Origin of the sequence: Mucilaginibacter sp. PPCGB 2223, from assembly GCF_001705515.1 — a bacterium.
In the GTDB taxonomy this organism is placed as follows: domain Bacteria; phylum Bacteroidota; class Bacteroidia; order Sphingobacteriales; family Sphingobacteriaceae; genus Mucilaginibacter.
The window spans coordinates 115,270-131,864 of sequence record NZ_MDJS01000001.1; the positions used below are offsets into that span (position 1 = coordinate 115,270).

Annotated in this window: 20 protein-coding genes; 13 read left to right on the forward strand and 7 right to left on the reverse strand. The window is 44.4% G+C overall.

Annotated features, from left to right (window positions below; all coding sequences use genetic code 11):
• Positions 1-17: 17 nt before the first annotated feature.
• From BEL04_RS00500 to BEL04_RS00550, 11 genes are all read left to right on the forward strand, one after another.
• The gene (locus tag BEL04_RS00500) at positions 18-1,247 is read left to right on the forward strand and encodes an MFS transporter (RefSeq protein ID WP_065999023.1); all 1,230 of its coding nucleotides are present in this window, start codon (positions 18-20) and stop codon (positions 1,245-1,247) included.
• A gap of 386 nt (positions 1,248-1,633) precedes the next feature.
• A complete protein-coding gene (locus BEL04_RS00505) occupies positions 1,634-2,665 on the forward strand; it encodes a hypothetical protein (protein ID WP_254659498.1) in 1,032 nt (343 codons plus the stop codon).
• Positions 2,666-2,673: 8 nt separating this feature from the next.
• Positions 2,674-3,501 (forward strand): cytidylyltransferase domain-containing protein, encoded by an 828-nt coding sequence (locus BEL04_RS00510; RefSeq protein ID WP_066003276.1) that lies wholly within the window; start codon positions 2,674-2,676, stop codon positions 3,499-3,501.
• A 60-nt stretch (positions 3,502-3,561) separates the two neighbouring features.
• Positions 3,562-4,404, forward strand: a complete 843-nt coding sequence (locus BEL04_RS00515; protein ID WP_065999026.1) for a transketolase — start codon at positions 3,562-3,564, stop codon at positions 4,402-4,404.
• A 1-nt stretch (position 4,405) separates the two neighbouring features.
• Entirely contained in the window at positions 4,406-5,341 is a 936-nt protein-coding gene (locus BEL04_RS00520; protein WP_065999027.1) for a transketolase family protein, read from the forward strand.
• A 74-nt stretch (positions 5,342-5,415) separates the two neighbouring features.
• The gene (locus BEL04_RS00525) at positions 5,416-6,759 is read left to right on the forward strand and encodes an aminotransferase class III-fold pyridoxal phosphate-dependent enzyme (RefSeq protein WP_065999028.1); all 1,344 of its coding nucleotides are present in this window, start codon (positions 5,416-5,418) and stop codon (positions 6,757-6,759) included.
• A gap of 9 nt (positions 6,760-6,768) precedes the next feature.
• Complete coding sequence (locus BEL04_RS00530) at positions 6,769-7,572, forward strand: SDR family oxidoreductase (RefSeq protein WP_065999030.1); 804 nt, start codon at positions 6,769-6,771, stop codon at positions 7,570-7,572.
• Between the two features lie 89 nt (positions 7,573-7,661).
• On the forward strand, positions 7,662-8,156 hold the full coding sequence (locus BEL04_RS00535; RefSeq protein ID WP_065999034.1) for an HAD family hydrolase: 495 nt from the start codon (positions 7,662-7,664) through the stop codon (positions 8,154-8,156).
• A gap of 22 nt (positions 8,157-8,178) precedes the next feature.
• Positions 8,179-9,093 carry an N-acetylneuraminate synthase family protein gene (locus BEL04_RS00540; RefSeq protein WP_065999036.1) on the forward strand — a complete coding sequence of 305 codons (915 nt, stop codon included), beginning with the start codon at positions 8,179-8,181 and terminating at the stop codon, positions 9,091-9,093.
• A gap of 15 nt (positions 9,094-9,108) precedes the next feature.
• Complete coding sequence (locus BEL04_RS00545; RefSeq protein WP_065999039.1) at positions 9,109-10,074, forward strand: sterol desaturase family protein; 966 nt, start codon at positions 9,109-9,111, stop codon at positions 10,072-10,074.
• A 57-nt stretch (positions 10,075-10,131) separates the two neighbouring features.
• A complete protein-coding gene (locus tag BEL04_RS00550) occupies positions 10,132-10,518 on the forward strand; it encodes a multidrug efflux SMR transporter (RefSeq protein WP_065999041.1) in 387 nt (128 codons plus the stop codon).
• A gap of 86 nt (positions 10,519-10,604) precedes the next feature.
• Here BEL04_RS00550 and BEL04_RS00555 read toward each other — a convergent pair whose 3' ends face one another.
• The 5 genes from BEL04_RS00555 to rpmH form a co-directional block, all read right to left on the reverse strand.
• Positions 10,605-11,153 carry a DUF4337 family protein gene (locus tag BEL04_RS00555; RefSeq protein WP_065999043.1) on the reverse strand — a complete coding sequence of 183 codons (549 nt, stop codon included), beginning with the start codon at positions 11,151-11,153 and terminating at the stop codon, positions 10,605-10,607.
• Positions 11,154-11,537: 384 nt separating this feature from the next.
• A complete protein-coding gene (tsaB, locus tag BEL04_RS00560) occupies positions 11,538-12,230 on the reverse strand; it encodes a tRNA (adenosine(37)-N6)-threonylcarbamoyltransferase complex dimerization subunit type 1 TsaB (protein ID WP_065999045.1) in 693 nt (230 codons plus the stop codon).
• Between the two features lie 2 nt (positions 12,231-12,232).
• The gene (yidD, locus tag BEL04_RS00565; protein ID WP_065999048.1) at positions 12,233-12,475 is read right to left on the reverse strand and encodes a membrane protein insertion efficiency factor YidD; all 243 of its coding nucleotides are present in this window, start codon (positions 12,473-12,475) and stop codon (positions 12,233-12,235) included.
• Entirely contained in the window at positions 12,472-12,849 is a 378-nt protein-coding gene (gene rnpA, locus BEL04_RS00570; protein ID WP_065999050.1) for a ribonuclease P protein component, read from the reverse strand. Before rnpA ends, yidD begins: the two co-directional genes overlap by 4 nt.
• Before the next feature lie 94 nt (positions 12,850-12,943).
• Positions 12,944-13,102, reverse strand: coding sequence for a 50S ribosomal protein L34 (gene rpmH / locus BEL04_RS23780; RefSeq protein ID WP_083227700.1), 159 nt, complete (start codon positions 13,100-13,102; stop codon positions 12,944-12,946).
• 136 nt (positions 13,103-13,238) lie between these two features.
• Between rpmH and BEL04_RS00575 the strand changes: the two genes are divergently transcribed.
• Entirely contained in the window at positions 13,239-14,111 is an 873-nt protein-coding gene (locus BEL04_RS00575) for a ChaN family lipoprotein (RefSeq protein ID WP_065999051.1), read from the forward strand.
• Here BEL04_RS00575 and BEL04_RS00580 read toward each other — a convergent pair whose 3' ends face one another.
• The gene (locus tag BEL04_RS00580; protein ID WP_065999052.1) at positions 14,112-14,507 is read right to left on the reverse strand and encodes a hypothetical protein; all 396 of its coding nucleotides are present in this window, start codon (positions 14,505-14,507) and stop codon (positions 14,112-14,114) included.
• A complete protein-coding gene (mscL, locus tag BEL04_RS00585; protein WP_065999056.1) occupies positions 14,504-14,890 on the reverse strand; it encodes a large conductance mechanosensitive channel protein MscL in 387 nt (128 codons plus the stop codon). Before mscL ends, BEL04_RS00580 begins: the two co-directional genes overlap by 4 nt.
• A 179-nt stretch (positions 14,891-15,069) precedes the next feature.
• On the opposite strand from mscL, the gene rpoN reads away from it, so the two are divergent.
• Entirely contained in the window at positions 15,070-16,548 is a 1,479-nt protein-coding gene (rpoN, locus tag BEL04_RS00590; protein ID WP_065999059.1) for an RNA polymerase factor sigma-54, read from the forward strand.
• Positions 16,549-16,595 lie beyond the last annotated feature (47 nt).

Below are 16,595 nucleotides of genomic sequence, written 5' to 3' on the forward strand. Positions count from 1 at the left end.
CAAGTTCCATCAACCCAATGCTATTACAACTTTACAAACAAGCATACAGTGGCCTGTCGCGCAATAGCTGGTATCTGTGCCTGGTAATGCTCGTTAACCGTAGTGGCACGATGGTTATCCCGTTTATGACCATTTATTGTACACAGAAACTGCATTTCAGCATCGTACAAGCCGGGATAATTATGATGCTTTTTGGTTTCGGCTCGGTTGTCGGTGGTTTTATTGGTGGTAAAATTACCGATAAATACGGTTTTTACGATGTGCAGGCAGGAGCATTGCTTAGCGGGGGGGTGTTGTTTATGATTCTCGGTCTGCAGCATACGTTTTTATCAATAGCAACACTGTCGTTTATATTAAGTATGTGTAACGATGCTTTCAGGCCGGCAAATTCTACTGCGATTGCGTACTACAGTTCGGCTGAGAATAAAACCCGTTCGTTCTCGTTAAACCGCCTTGCTGTAAACCTGGGATGGGCGTTGGGCGGTGCTGTAGGCGGGTTCCTGGCATCGGTTAATTACCATTTGTTGTTTTGGGTTGATGGCAGCACCAATATACTGGCCGGCATTATGCTGCTGATATTAATGCCGCGATCGAAAATTGTAAATGCAAGTAAAGCCGCAGTTGCTGCAAGTAAAGATGTATCGGCATCTGCTTACAAGGATAAGATTTACCTGGTATTCATATTTTTTCAGTTTTTGTTCGCGATGTGTTTTTTTCAGCTCTTTACCATGCAGCCTGTTTTTTACAAGGAACAATGGCACTTAAGCGAACAATTTATCGGCGGGTTAATGGCCCTGAGCGGAACCATGATAACGCTGATAGAAATGGTATTGGTCAATAACCTCGAAGGCAGGCGGCACCAGTTGCAATTTACGGCACTGGGAGTATTGATAGTAGGAAGCAGCTTTATAGTGCTCAATATTTTGCCGGCCATGGCGTTCACCGCAATATTATCTATGGTTATTATCACCATAGGCGAAATGATGAGCATGCCTTTTATGAGCTCGTTTTTTATTGGCCGCACTACAGATCAGAATCGCGGGCAATATGCTGGTTTATTCACCATGTCGTGGTCGCTGGCGCAAATTGGCGCGCCGTTAATAGGTAGCAGGGTTATTGAAAAGTTTAACTACCAGGCGCTTTGGTGGCTGATGGGTTTAATATGCTTTATTGCCTCTGCAGGTTTTTTGCTGCTTTACAAAGTTACCTCGCGAAAGGAGCGGGCGCTAATGGAACAGGTAATGTAACAAGTCAAAAGAGTTTGCTTCGTATTATTATCAATAAAAGTTTGCCGAAAATTTCAGTTTGTTCTTAAAGTCAGAAGAAAAATTATTAACCTTTTTATAGCCATAAAGCAATTGCTGGTGCCTTTTTACCGTTAAATGTGGAGAATGAGTTGCATAGGTTTGTATCATAATCATTACCTTTGCTTAATTTGTAAAATTTTACCGACAGCCAAAAGCCTTAATTAAGTCGTTATAATGTTCATGGTTATCGTTAACTTAACGTGAATTTTTTATTAATTATAAATGCCGATCGCCATTATTGGCAAGGTATTTTATAGTTTTATAAACTAATTGATGAAACCAAAAGTGTAGAAATGAGAAGAAAGATATTATTTACTACTGGTTCAATGAATCAAACGATTCAGATGCACCAGATAGCCAGAGAGTTATCTGAATACGATTGTTGGTTTAGTCATTTATTTACCGATTCGACTATCATTAATACCGCCCTAAAGCACACCACCATTATCGATGGGAGCGCTTTAGGGAATAACTTCAAGGAAAAATCAGAATGCTATCTGCGCAGCCATAACCTGCAGATAGATTACCGTGCCGAAAAGAACGACTACGACCTGGTGGTTTTTTGTTCAGATATGATCATCCCCAAACGGATGACGGCTACCAAAACCATTTGGATACAGGAAGGTATGGTTGATAAGTTTAACGTTAAAAGCATGCTGGTTAAAGCACTGGGTCTGCCACGCTGGCTAAGCTGCGATACTTCGCTTAACGGTTCATCAAACATTTGTGATATTTATTGTACCGCCTCGCCGGGCTATAAAAATTTCTTTACCGAAGCAGGCACCGATAACGAAAAGATCTTTGTTACCGGCATGCCTAATTATGATAACCTGGAGCAATTCGTCAACAACGATTTCCCGTATCATAATTATGTGATGGTGGCCACTACCGATGTACGCGAAACCTATCGATTCGAGAACCGTCCCGCGTTTATCAAACGCGCCGTAAAAATTGCTGATGGCCGCCCGATGCTGTTCAAATTGCACCCGAACGAGAAGTTTGAGCGTGCCAAACGTGAAATAGAAAAATATGCGCCAAAAGGCACACTGGTATTCCAGGCAGGTAATACCAACGAGATGATCGCCAATTGTGAGGAACTGATCACCCAATATTCGACCGTGGTTTACACAGGCATCGCATTGGGTAAAAAAGTTCATTCGTATTTCGATCTGGATCAATTACATAAATTAACCCCTATACAAAACGGCGGCACTTCATCAAAAAATATTGCCAATATTTGCCGCAACTTTATCGAGTTTAACGGAAACAAGGAAGACTTTGTAAAAAGCTTTAAGTACAGGCCTGCGTTATTTAAATATGCCGAAAGCAAACGTGCCCTGGATGCCGTTTCCGCCTAATGAACAGCATGGATCAAAATCCTGAAAAAATAGTTATCGTAGTACAGGCGCGTATGTCGTCGACCCGCCTGCCCGGAAAAGTCCTCAAGCCAATTTTAGGCAAAAGCCTGCTTAGCCGCATGATAGAGCGTTTGCAGATGATCCGCCACCAGGCGACGATCATTATCGCCACATCGGATGCCGAGCAGGATGATATCATCGAAACGGAAGCCAATGCTATCGGTGTTCCCTGCTTTCGCGGAAGCTTAAGCAACTGCCTCGACAGGCACTACCAGGCAGGTAAAAAATATAATGCCGATGTGGTGATCAAAATACCTTCGGATTGTCCGCTGATCGATCCGCGTATTATAGACCAGGTATTGGATTTTTATCTTCAACATACAGGCGAATACGATTTTGTAAACAATCTGCACCCGGCTACCTGGCCCGATGGTAACGATGTCGAGATCATGACCATGGCCTGTATCGAAAAAGCCTGGAAAGAAGCCAGCCGCCCGCTCGAACTCGAACATACCACACCTTATATCTGGGAGAACCCTGATAAATTCAGAATAGCGAATATCAGTTGGCCCGCAGGGCTCGACTATTCCATGTCGCATCGTTTCACTATCGATTACCCGGAAGATTACGAATTCATTAACCGTGTATACGAAGAACTGTATCCTGCGAAACACGATTTCTCCTGCGATGACATTCTGAAGCTATTGGATGAAAAGCCTGAGATTTATCAGATCAACGCCGGCTACGCTGGGGTAAACTGGTACCGTAATCACCTGGGCGAGTTAAAAACTGTCAGCGAAAAGCAAACAAGAACAATACCGGGTGGCGGGGTTTAACATTATTGCTATATTTGAAAACCTTGTTAAATTAATAGTTAACTACATAAAAATCTACAGATGAGTGAATTAGAAGATATAGCCTTTAAAGTTCGCCAGCACATTATCCGCATGTCGACCGATGGCGGCTGTTTCGTAGGCGCATCTTTATCGGCAACCGATCTGATCGTATACCTCTACACCAAATTTTTAAACATTAACAAAGATAACCTCGACGATCCAAACCGCGATTATCTGTTCCTATCCAAAGGTCACGATGTACCTGCCCTGTACGGCACCTTTGCCGAGATCGGTTTGATGGACGTGGAGCGTTTAAAAAATCACCTTTCGGTAAATGATAATATTTACTGGCACCCCAACACTAAAATTCCCGGTATCGAGTTTCACTCGGGCTCTCTGGGCCACTTACCATCAGTAGCTTTAGGCGTTGCTTTGGATATCAAAATGCGCGGCGGTAAAAACCGTGTAGTGTGTATTTTGGGCGATGGTGAACTGAACGAAGGTACCTGCTGGGAAGCTGTTTTGGTAGCCAATGCCTACAAGTTGGATAACCTGATCTTTGTGGTTGATCGTAACCAGTTCCAGGCCAATATGCCGACTGAGGACCTGATACCGCTGGAGCCCTTGCATGATAAATTTACCGCTTTCGGCGCTGCTGTTAAACGTATCGACGGGCACAGCTTTGATGCCTTGCACGAAGCATTCTCGGCTTATCCTTTCCAGGAAGGTAAACTGAACGTGGTGATAGCCGATACCGTTCGCGGTAAAGGTTTGCCAAGCATATCTGCTCGTGCCGACCGTTGGTTCTGCAACTTTACGCACGAAGAGATAGAGTCGCTTCTAAAAGAATTGGCCGGCGATCAGACAACCCAATTAACATCCGAAACTTTAGTAGTGAGATAATATGTCGTACGAAGAATTATTGACCGAATTAGCTGTTAACGACGAGCGTTATATCGTAATGACAGCCGAAAACCGCGCTTTGATACGCAACCTGCCTGCTAAATTAGGTAGTCGTTTTGTTGATACCGGCATTACCGAACAAACCATGGTAGGTGCTGCGGCGGGTTTAGCTTTACGCGGACGTATCCCGGTTTTACACGCACTGGCATCGTTTTTAAGTATGCGTGCTTTTGAGTTTGTGCGTACCGATGCGGGTATCCCTAATTTACCTGTTAAACTTAGCGCATTTATCCCCGGCTTTTTGTCGGACGGTAATGGTGCCACGCACCAGGCTATCGAGGATGTGGCCATTATGCGCGGCATTCCTAACGTAACTGTTTTCGCTGCGGCAGATGAGCAGGACCTGGTAGGCATGATCGAAACCATCTGGAACTCGCCAAACCCGGCTTACCTGCGTATCAATACCCGTAAAACCGACTATCAGCATACACCGTTCGAAATCGGCAAAGCAGAAGTGATCAGCGAAGGCGCGGATGTAACTATCCTGACCTACGGTTTGTTATTTGAGCAAGCATTGATCGCTACACAAATATTAAAAGACCAGGGCCTGAACGTAGGTTTACTAAACATGCGCAGCCTAAAACCGGTTGATGAGCAGGCTATTCTGAAAGTTGCCGCTTCATCAAAATTACTGGTTACCCTGGAAGATCACTTTAACACCGGCGGTTTATACAGTATAGTTGCCGAAACTTTACTGAAGCACGGCCAGTCAGCCAGGGTAATGCCGTATGGTTTGGATAAATGGTTTAAACCGGCTTTGCTGCCCGAAGTTTTAGCTTACGAAGGTTTTACCGGCAAGCAGATAGCCGAAAAGATATTGGGTTATACAACCAACGCCATCCAGCCAACCATCGCAACACCAGAGTTTGCAGAGTAACAAACAGCATAAAACCTGCTCTAAACCAAGAGACAGGTTTTTGACTTTTTAATTTTGACTTTTAACTTAAAAAAATGCCAAATACAGTAAAATTCAACGCGGATTACCCGGTTATCACCAGATCCAACGAGTTATACGAGCGTGCGCTTAAAGTGCAATCGCCGGTTACGCAAACCTTGGCCAAGGGCCCCGGTCAATGGACAAAAGGCGTAGCGCCAAAATACATTCAAAAAGCCAAAGGCTCGCATGTGTGGGATGTCGACGGCAACGAATACATCGACTATAACGCCGCTATCGGCCCGATCTCTTTAGGTTATGCATATCCGAAAGTAGATGAGGCTATCAAAAAGCAATTGGATGAAGGTATCACTTTCTCGCTGATGTCGCCTTTAGAGGTTGAGTTTTCTGAACTGATCCAGGAAGTTATCCCTAACGCCGAGCGCGTTAAAATATCAAAAACCGGTGCCGATGTTTGCTCGGCGGCCATCCGTGTTGCCCGCGCCTTTACCGGCCGCGAAACTGTGTTTTGCTGCGGTTACCATGGCTGGCACGATTGGTATATCGGCGTTACCAGCCGTAACTCGGGTATTCCTGAGGCCATCCAGAACATGACCTATACCTTCGATTACAATAATATCGAATCTATAAAGGAAGCATTGGATGATACCGTTGCCGCTTTAATATTGGAGCCATTTATTTTTGAAGCACCAAAACCAGGCTTCCTGAAAGAGCTTGCTGAAGTTTGTAAAGCAAACGGTACCCTGTTGATATTCGACGAAATGTGGACGGGCTTTCGTATCGCCATCGGCGGTGCGCAGGAATATTTTGATGTGAAGCCTGATCTGGCTGTATACTCAAAAGCTTGTGCCAACGGAATGCCTATCGCTATCCTTACCGGTCGTGCCGATGTGATGGATCTGTTTAACAGCGAAGTGTTCAGCTATACTACTTTCGGTGGCGAAACTTTATCGCTGGTAGCCTCAATCGCAACGATTAATGAGTTACGCGATAAAAAAGTACCGCAATACCTTAACGAAAAAGGTGCTTTATTAAAAGATGGTTACAACCAAATCGCAGTTGAGTTTGGAGTAGACCAATACACCAAATGCGTTGGCTACAACTGCCGCAGTATGGTAACTTTTACACCCGAAGCCGGTAATGGTTTGGAAGTAAAGGCCTTTGTACAGCAGGAGATGATTAAACGCGGAGTGCTTTGGGCAGGTTTCCACAACATGTGCTACAGCCACAGCGATGAAGATATTGCTTACACCTTGTCAGCTTATCGCGATGTGATGCCTTTGTTAAAAGAGGCCATCGAAAGCAAAAATGTAAAATCGTACCTGAAAGGCGAAGTGCTGGAAGCCGTTTTCCGTAAGGTGAGCGATTATAACATCAAACCTAAAAAAGCAACTGTATAAGATAAGCCTGTGGATATTTTCTCATTAAAAAATAAAACGGCCATAGTTACAGGAGCTCTGGGCCTGATAGGTAAAAAACATTGCGAGGCGTTAGCCAGCGCCGGAGCCAACGTTGTGGTAGCTGATGTTAACGGCGCTAAATGCGAAGAGTTTGCAGTTGCTTTAGGCAGTAACCATTTAGGCATAGGTGTTGATGTAACCAGCGAAACGTCGCTAAAGGCAGCAAAAGATGCCATCTTAGCTCAATACGGCAGCATTGATGTATTAGTGAATAATGCGGCAATTAACGACATGTTTGAGAACCCGGCCATGGCTGCCGAGCTTTCGGCGTTCGAAAATTACCCGCTGGATGCCTTTCAAAAATCGCTGGATGTTAACGTAACCGGTGTGTTTTTATGTTCGCAGGTATTTGGTACTGTAATGGCTAACCAGGGCAGCGGCAGCATTATCAATGTAGCTTCAACCTACGGCATGGTTGGCCCCGATCAAAGCATTTATCGTAACGAATGCGGTGAGCAGACTTTCTATAAGTCGGCAGCTTACCCGGTAACCAAAGGAGCCGTGATTAATTTTACCCGCTTTTTGGCCGCTTACTGGGGTAATAAAGGTGTACGTGTAAATACCTTATCGCCCGGCGGTGTTGAGAACAGCCAGAACGAATTTTTTGTACAGAACTACTCAGCTAAAACTTTACTGGGCCGCATGGCACAATCAAACGATTACCAGGGTGCCATAGTGTTTTTAGCCAGCGATGCCTCGGCGTATATGACCGGCGCTAACCTGGTGGTTGACGGGGGGTGGACGGCGATATAGTTCATTAGTTCATCAGTTCAATAGTTCATTGGTTTTTTTAACCAGACAGGACTAATGACCAATGAACCAATGACCAATGAACAAAAGAAATGACAGATGAACAAAGGGCGATAGCCCAAAACATAAAACTATTACTGACCGATTGCGACGGCGTTTTAACCGACGGCGGAGTTTATTACGGTGAGAATGGCGAGGTGCTCAAAAAATTTAACATCCGCGATGGGATGGGTGTGGAGCGCCTGCGTAACCTGGCAGGTATTGAAACCGGAATTATAACCGGCGAATTATCACCGTCAGTAGCAAAACGGGCCGAGAAGTTAAAGATAACACAGTTGCACCTGGGTTCGAAAGATAAACCGGCAGTTCTGCGTAAGATCATTGCCGAATCGCAGATCGATCCATCGCAAATTGCCTATATAGGCGATGATTGCAACGACCTGGAAATTATGGCTCTGGTGGGTTTTACAGCCTGCCCGGCCGATGCAATGGGATTTGTTAAAGAGAAAGTTAATTATATTTGCCAGTCGAAAGGTGGCGAAGGGTGTTTTAGAGAATTTGCCGAATTATTGATCTCGGCAAAATAATTAAATTAAAAAGAGAAAAAAAATGTCTCAATCAATCGAATTAAATACCGGGCGTAAAATTGGTGCCGGTGAGCCATGTTACATTATTGCGGAAATCGGCATTAACCATAATGGTTCGCTTGATATAGCCAAAAAGCTTATTGACGAAGCCGCTGCCGCCAAAGTTGACGCTGTAAAGTTTCAAAAGCGTACCCCGGAGATCTGCGTACCTAAAGATCAATGGGAAATTATGCGTGATACCCCATGGGGCCGCATGAGCTATATAGATTACAAACGCAAAACCGAATTTGGTACAGTTGAATATGCTGCCATCGATGCTTATTGTAAAGAGGCCGGTATCGACTGGTTCGTATCGGTATGGGATGTGGATTCGGTTGATTTTATGGAGCAGTTTGATACGCCTATCTATAAGCTGGCTTCGGCATCACTGACCGATTTTCCGTTGATCGAAAAGATACTGCACACCGGTAAACCGCTGATGTTATCATCGGGCATGTCGACCATGCAGGAGATTGAAGATGCGATGAAGCTGGTTTATGACTTCGATCCTAATTACCCGGTATTTATGGCTCATTCGACCTCTGCATATCCTTGCAAACCCGAAGAGCTGAACCTGAAAATGATCCCGACCTTAACCGCCAAATATCCCAAAGCGCCTATCGGTTACTCAGGCCACGAAACCGGCCTGGCCACCACTGTAGCTGCTGCGGCAATAGGGGCAACCTTTGTTGAACGCCATTTTACCTTAGACCGCGCCATGTGGGGATCTGACCATGCCGCATCGGTTGAACCGGGAGGCTTCCAGCGTTTGGTACGCGATATCCGCGACGTAGAAACCGCCATGGGCGATGGCGTGAAAAAGGTTTACGAATCAGAGATCGGTCCGATGAAACGTTTGAGGGTAAACATTAACCAACCCGAATTAAAAAGTAAATAAAATAACGATAAGGTAATGACCGAACAAGAAACATTTAATCACGTTTCATTAATTACCACCATTATCCTTTTTTGCTGGATAGCCTTTATGATAACGTGGGAGCGCATCTCGCCTTACCGTAAGGGCTTACCTTTTTTCAGAGAGGGTTTTTGGGTCGACCTGGTTTGGTATACCCTGATACAGAGCTATTTTTTAAAGATATTGATCTTTGATTATATTATTGCTCCGATTGAAAGTCATTACAGCTGGAAAGGGATCAGTTTTATGGCCGATTGGCCCTTGTGGGCGCAGGTAGCTTTTTTTGTGGTTACCCACGATCTGTATATCTACCTGTTTCACCGCTTTCAGCATGCTAACAAGTTTTTTTGGCGTACGCACGAGGCGCACCATTCGGGTAAACAGGTTGATTTTATGGCCGGGTCGCGTTCGCATGCGGTAGAGATCATTATTAACCAGACTATCGAGTTCGGCCCTATTATTTTATTACTTGGCCCATATTCGCCCGTTATCCCGATTAAAGCTATGCTGGATGCCACACTCGGGATGTTTATCCACGCCAACATCAATGTAAAGCTGGGCAAGCTGAAATACTTTTTGAACAGTCCCGAACTGCACCTTTGGCACCATGCAAACTACCAGGAAGTTTTTCATGCCAATTTCTCTACCAAATTTGCAATTTGGGATTACCTTTTCGGCACCGTGTATTTTCCAGATCATAAGCCAGGCGATAAACCAGAAAATTGGGGGCTGTATTACGACTACCCTAAGGACTATTTTGCACAACACGCGTTTTCTGTAAAACGTTTCGACGAGCGGCAACTGGTGGCTAAATATAAATGGCTTGCCTGGTATTATAACCTGCGCCCCGGCTTTATCCAATGGTTTAAAAAAACATTCCTTTCAAAACCATTACCGGTTAATGATGTTAACCTTTCTGAAGAAAAAGAGGTTAGCGTGAAGCCCGAGCTTTTAGATGTTTAAATATTTAGTATCTTGGTAGCTTTTATTAACCCATTTATTAACTAATATCTACACATATTGCGCTGGTTATATCTATTTATTGCTTCGCTATTTGAAGCGCTCTGGACCTACTCGGTTAAATATTTAAGTGTTGCCGGACTAAAAACCTTACGTTGGGATAATTTCTACAGGATGGATGGTGCTTTACCGGCTCTGTTACCCTTAATTGGCTATATCGCATTCGGCGTAGGTAATATCATTTTCTTTTCGATGTCGCTAAAGTCGCTCACCAACGCGACAGCCTATTCCGTCTGGACGGCAATGACCATCGTAGTTTTGAAACTAATCGAATTGCTTTATTTTAAACAAAAAATATCTGTAGCCGAGTTTGGCTTTATCCTGATGATCATCATCGGTATTGTGGGCCTGAAGTTTGTTGCCGCACCCGAGAAGGTAACGCCGTGAAATAGCCCACCCAACCGGGAGGGAAAGTTTTAGAGAAGTTGTTAAGAGTCTCTACTTTCGGTGGGGGGAATTTTAGAGGGGACTAACTACCCTAACACCTCCATAATAAAAAAGTACGCTGCAAAAGCCGCAAAACCCAAACTCACAAACCAGAATAGCCGCTTTTTAACCAGTATAGCTATAGCCGATATCGCTATAGATATCTGGAAAAGGGTTACCGAGCGTGCCAGTATATCATGCCCTTCCAGATGTTTGTGCGATTCTTCCTGCGCAGCTTCTGCTTCTGCCTTTATGTGTTTTTGTTCTTCTTTATTTTCCTTGATTTTATTTACATCGGCAGTATCGGGTTGCTTGCCCATGGCTTTAAGTACTTTCCCTTCGGAGATAAGGACATCGGTTTTGATTCCTTTGGCCTGGTAATATGCCCATTGGTCGCTGGCGTGTAGTTGTTTTATCATTGCTTCGTCCGAATGATAAGCAGCCAGCAAGCCGGTTATGGCCGATAGTACAGCGATAATAGCCGTGGTGAGCGCAACGAATATTACCCATTTGTCTTTACCTTCAGATTGCGCATGGTGCGCACCTTCGTGTATATGCTCGTGCAGTGATTCGGTAGGGTCTTCTATTTCTTCCATGTTATTTATTTTCTTTTATGGGAAATTATTCCCCTTTTAGTAAATTTTTTACACAGTTTGTGTAAGTTGATATGCTTTAATCTTTATTAGAACGATCCTTTTTAGCCAAAACAAGCTATTAAACCTCTAACAGTCACTTTGGCAAAATTATTGAACAGGTATTGATACCTAATTTAATTTAAACTATTCATTAATTCTTAAACAAAATGAACACCACAATTTTAGTAATCGGTTTTGTCGGCCAGTTTTTGCCTTTAGGCTTAATTGCGTTTGCCTTTATAAGCGGTAAGGTTCATCTTAATTAACAGAGGGCTTTAATATGATCTGATTTTTACAACGGTTTTCCCTTAATCAAAACCTGCTCTAAACCGGCAGGTTTTTTTGCTATGTTTTTTTTACGCCTGCAATAAAGTCCTTCAGATAATAGGGCTCAAAATAAGCAATATCTTCAAATTGTTGGGCGCTTAATTTTGCCAGGGCAGGTGTCAGCAGGTCTTTAGCAGAGTTTGAAAAACCCAGGATAAACGTAGCATTCGGCTGATGGCCCAAAGCTTCCCGGCATTTATCTGCGCCATCGCCAAAAAATATGATTTTGTGATTAATAAGCAGTTCGGCAAAGCTGTTCTCATCAATGATCTCGGCTGCGGTGGGTTTTACCTGTTTGCCTGAATGATCGAACAAAGCAGTATAAACTTCCATGCGTCGTGCGTCAATCATCGGGCATAGCAGGGTGTTATTGTCAATATCAACCTCCCCGCGCCCTATCAGGCCATGCGCCATTGCATTGAGCGTTTCTATAGCAACCAGGGGCTTATCTAACGAAAAGCCTAAGCCTTTAGCTGTAGATACACCGATGCGCAGGCCGGTGTACGAGCCGGGCCCACTGCTTACTGCAATGGCGCTCAGCTGGCTATAGTGTTTAGCGGTTTCTTTGAAAAGCTCGTCGATATAAATGGTGATCACTTCGGCGTGTACGTTGCGCTGGTTGATTTCGCGTAATCCGATGATCTTCCCGGTATTTGCCAAAGCTACGGAGCAGGATGTGGTAGCAGTTTCTATTAGTAGTATTAAGCTCATGTTTATGGTACAGGATCGTGGCCGTGCCCGCCCCAGGGGTTGCAGCGGCCAATGCGTTTCAAAGTTAACCATCCGCCTTTAAAGGCGCCATATTTTTTTATCGCTTCAACCCCGTATTGCGAGCAGGTGGGTGTGTAACGGCATTGTGCGCCCAACAGTGGCGATAACAAATTTTGATAGACTTTAATGAGTAAAACAAACAGGCCGCCAAGCAGGGTCTTTAATATGTTGACGAAGTGCTTCATACGATCATGCTGCAAAGCTGGATAAGTGCTTTCTGCATTTTTTTATCAATTACGGAGTAATCTTCAATCTCCTTGCCAATGTAGGCTATAGATAAAACAATGGTTTTATCTGCTGTAACTAAATGATCATAAAGTAACCGTTGTTTGCTCAGGCGGTAAGCTTCACGCATACGGCGTTTGATGAGGTTACGATCCACGGCGCGTTTATAGCGTTTTTTGGCTACAGAGAAGAGCGTCTGAGCTGGTACTTTACCTGGAGCAATAATATTGAAGGAAACCTTAAAGGGATAACACAAAAAGGAAGAACCGTTTTGAAAAAGCTCATCGATGAGCCTTTTATTACATAACCGTTCTTCCTTTTTTAATGTATACATACGATCGCATTGAACCGAAGCAGATCAGTTGTTGATCAGATCGGATGGGGCAGGCCCGCATCAGTTCCGCCAACGGGAACAGCGATCGGGGATATTAGGCTTTGTGACGACGCTCGTCTGATACGGTCAGTCTTTTTCTGCCTTTAGCTCTTCTTGAAGCTAAAACCCTTCTGCCATTAGCAGATGACATACGTTCGCGGAATCCGTGTTTATTTCTTCTTTTACGCTGAGAAGGCTGAAACGTTCTTTTCATGACTATTTACTTATATTCGCTGTTTTAAAAACAAGAGCGCAAATATAGCGTACTTTTTCTATATTTCAAACGGCGTTTGTAAAAATACTTTAATTATTTTCAACAACCAATATATCCCTTCGTACGTACTACCTATATGAAATCTATCCTCTTTGTCACCCTGCTCTTAGCCTCTTTTGTCGCCTTTGGCCAAAACAACATGGATAAACACTTTCGTGTTTACAGCACGGTGCAGGGTAAGGAGATTTCGCTCGATGATATCGTTGAAGATGCCGCCAAAGCCAACGTGTTGTTTTTTGGCGAAGAGCATACCGACTCGGTAGCGCACTATGTAGAATTTACGCTCCTGAAAAAGCTACTGATCAGGTATCCCGGAAAGGTAGCGCTCTCGATGGAAATGTTTGAGACCGATACACAGCCTGTACTAAATGAATACCTTCGCGGACTGATACGCGAACGCAACTTTTTGATCGATTGCCGCGCCTGGAGCAACTATAAGGATTACCGCCCGATGGTGGAGATGGCCAAAGCCAACAATATGGACGTGATTGCCGCCAATGCGCCTGCGCGTTATATCAACATGGTGAGCCGTATGGGCTTAAGCAGCTTGAACAGGCTCGACGCTTCCGGTCAGTCGCACCTGCCGCCGCTGCCTATCGATACGGCTACCGGCAGATATTACGAAAAATTTTTAAAGATCATGGGCGGGCATACCGATGCGGGAGGTTTAAAAGTTTACCAGTCGCAAAACCTATGGGATGCTACCATGGCCTGGGCGATATCGCAATACCTCGAAAATCATAAAAACATGCACGTGTTCAACGTGAACGGTGGCTTCCATAGCGAAGAGAAGCTGGGTATTATGGCGCAGCTATCTAAATACGATAGTAAGATAAAAATGCTCAACATCGCTTCGGTATCCGGAAACGACCTTACCAAACCCGGCTTTGCCTTTTACAATAAACTGGGCGATTATGTGGTGCTGACGGATACAAAAACCGAAAAATGATCACTCACCAGCCCGCTTATAATCTTTACCGTTCACGCGGCGACCTATCAGATCGTATACCGAATGATCCCTCGACGAAAGCCTGAGTATCACTGTATCCCCAATATGGAAGTGCTGTTCATAATCGTCAATTTGAGCCTGATAAGTAATGTTGTAAAGCTGATACACAAAGTCATCACAATTGCCATTCATCCTTGACCTGGATGTATGATTACCGATCATACGGGCATATACAACAACTCCGTATTGCCGAAGTTCATTATTTTGGTATCTGCTTTGTATCATCCCGTATATCACAACCACCGAACAAATGGCGGCAATATAGATCCATTTGCCTAATCCGCCATTATTATCAAACCAGGTATATATTTTAGATGGCTTTTTGTTCAGTATCACTTTTTCGCCAGCAGGTCGCGTATTTCGGTCAATAGCACTTCTTCTTTGCTTGGTTCGGGCGGCACGGCAGGGGCGGCTTCTTCCTTGCGTTTCATAGCGTTAAGAGCTTTAATAATAATAAACAAAGCTACGGCTATAATTGTAAACGAAATGATCTGCGATAGGAAATTACCGTATTTAATTGCCGTTCCCGGTATTACCAGTTCGGTAAGGTTGGTTAAATGCGCGGCGGTAAGTGCTGGCTTCAGTATGGCCGGAGTGATGATATCATCTACAAGAGAGCTCACTATTTTGGCAAATGCCCCGCCAATCACCACGGCAACTGCTAAATCAACTACGTTACCTTTAATTGCGAAATCCTTAAACTCTTTAATAAAACCCATAATGCAATACGTTTAGTTGGATTGAAATTTGTAAAAACTAATTTACAAATAAACCGAACAATTGATAACCGGTTTTCGTTTATCCATCATAAAAAAATAAAATATACTTATAAGGTAGTGGTGAGCGCCGTTTATTTTTTGTTAGCGCTAATTAGTGTATTTTTGCCTGTCTATTATTTATGTTAAAACAAAATCTACAACAAAAACTCTTACAAAAGCTATCACCGCAGCAGATACAGTTCATCAAACTGCTGCAGGTGCCTACCGTGTCGTTAGATACGCGAATTAAAGAAGAACTGGAGGAGAACCCGGCGCTCGAAGACATGAGCTTATCGAACATGAATGAGCCTGATGAGCTTTACCCCGACCGCGACCCCGACGATGATAACTTTAACAGCGACGATAGTGAGCAGGGAGAATTTGATGAATTTAACATAGACGATTACCTGCAGGAAGACAATGTGAACGAATACGGTTCGCGGTATGACCAGAACGGCGACGATGACGAAGACCGTAAAGAAATACCGATAGCGGTACAAAGCTCGTTTTTTGAAAGCTTGCAAAACCAGTTGGATCTGCTGCCTTTATCAGACAAGGATTTCCGCATCGGTCAGCAGATCATCGGTAGTTTGGATGACGACGGCTATCTGCGCCGGCCGATCATGTCGATAACCGACGATCTGGCTTTCTCGCAAAACATCATGGCCGAAGACGACGAAGTGGAAGAAATGCTGAGGGTGATACAAACGCTCGACCCGCCCGGCGTGGGCGCACGCGATTTGCAGGAATGTTTGCTTATACAACTGCGACGTAAGGACCATAACGACCCGATCATCAAAAAGGCGATGCTGGTTGTTGAGAACTACCTCGATGAGTTTACCCGTAAGCACTATGATAAGCTGGAAAAATCGCTCAACATGACAAGCGATGAACTGCGCGGCGTAGTGAACGAGATATTAAAACTAAACCCCAAACCAGGCGACAGCAATGAGGTAAACACCAAACAAATGCAGGTGATCCCCGATTTTCATATCGCCAATAACGATGGGGTGCTGATACTGACCCTGAACTCGAAAAATGCGCCCGAATTGCGCGTAAGCCGCTCGTACCAGGATATGTTTGAGCATTACGATAAGGCCGCACAGAAAGATAAAAAAATGCGTGAAGCGGTACAGTTTGTAAAGCAAAAGCTCGACTCGGCCAAGTGGTTTATCGATGCTATTAAACAGCGCCAGCAAACTTTGCTCAAAACGATGAACGCCATTATGCACTATCAGTACGACTTTTTCCTTACGGGAGATGAGCGTAACCTGCGCCCCATGATATTGAAGGATATTGCCGATAAGATAGGTATGGATATCTCCACCGTATCGCGTGTAGCTAACTCCAAATACGTGCAAACCGAGTTCGGTACCTTCCTGCTCAAATCCTTTTTCTCCGAAGCGATCACCACCGAAACAGGCGAAGAAGTATCTAACAAGGAGGTTAAAAAGATCCTCGAAGATTTTATAGGCGCCGAAGACAAGCATCACCCGCTGGCCGACGAACGCCTCACCGAGATACTGAAAGAAAAAGGCTACAATATTGCCCGCCGCACGGTTGCCAAATACCGCGAACAAATGAATATTCCGGTAGCGAGGTTGAGGAAGGAGTTGTAAGTATTCCTCCGCCATGTCATTGCGAGGAAGAGCGCGCTGAAAGCAGC

Bases quoted from the DNA above. Each gene is read 5' to 3' on its own strand.
- BEL04_RS00500 (WP_065999023.1), top strand. From the start codon at position 18: ATGCTATTACAACTTTACAAACAAGCATACAGTGGCCTGTCGCGCAAT.
- BEL04_RS00505 (WP_254659498.1), top strand. From the start codon at position 1,634: ATGAATCAAACGATTCAGATGCACCAGATAGCCAGAGAGTTATCTGAA.
- BEL04_RS00510 (WP_066003276.1), top strand. From the start codon at position 2,674: ATGGATCAAAATCCTGAAAAAATAGTTATCGTAGTACAGGCGCGTATG.
- BEL04_RS00515 (WP_065999026.1), top strand. From the start codon at position 3,562: ATGAGTGAATTAGAAGATATAGCCTTTAAAGTTCGCCAGCACATTATC.
- BEL04_RS00520 (WP_065999027.1), top strand. From the start codon at position 4,406: ATGTCGTACGAAGAATTATTGACCGAATTAGCTGTTAACGACGAGCGT.
- BEL04_RS00525 (WP_065999028.1), top strand. From the start codon at position 5,416: ATGCCAAATACAGTAAAATTCAACGCGGATTACCCGGTTATCACCAGA.
- BEL04_RS00535 (WP_065999034.1), top strand. From the start codon at position 7,662: ATGACAGATGAACAAAGGGCGATAGCCCAAAACATAAAACTATTACTG.
- BEL04_RS00540 (WP_065999036.1), top strand. From the start codon at position 8,179: ATGTCTCAATCAATCGAATTAAATACCGGGCGTAAAATTGGTGCCGGT.
- BEL04_RS00545 (WP_065999039.1), top strand. From the start codon at position 9,109: ATGACCGAACAAGAAACATTTAATCACGTTTCATTAATTACCACCATT.
- BEL04_RS00555 (WP_065999043.1), bottom strand. From the start codon at position 11,153: ATGGAAGAAATAGAAGACCCTACCGAATCACTGCACGAGCATATACAC.
- tsaB (WP_065999045.1), bottom strand. From the start codon at position 12,230: ATGAGCTTAATACTACTAATAGAAACTGCTACCACATCCTGCTCCGTA.
- yidD (WP_065999048.1), bottom strand. From the start codon at position 12,475: ATGAAGCACTTCGTCAACATATTAAAGACCCTGCTTGGCGGCCTGTTT.
- rnpA (WP_065999050.1), bottom strand. From the start codon at position 12,849: ATGTATACATTAAAAAAGGAAGAACGGTTATGTAATAAAAGGCTCATC.
- rpmH (WP_083227700.1), bottom strand. From the start codon at position 13,102: ATGAAAAGAACGTTTCAGCCTTCTCAGCGTAAAAGAAGAAATAAACAC.
- BEL04_RS00575 (WP_065999051.1), top strand. From the start codon at position 13,239: ATGAAATCTATCCTCTTTGTCACCCTGCTCTTAGCCTCTTTTGTCGCC.
- mscL (WP_065999056.1), bottom strand. From the start codon at position 14,890: ATGGGTTTTATTAAAGAGTTTAAGGATTTCGCAATTAAAGGTAACGTA.
- rpoN (WP_065999059.1), top strand. From the start codon at position 15,070: ATGTTAAAACAAAATCTACAACAAAAACTCTTACAAAAGCTATCACCG.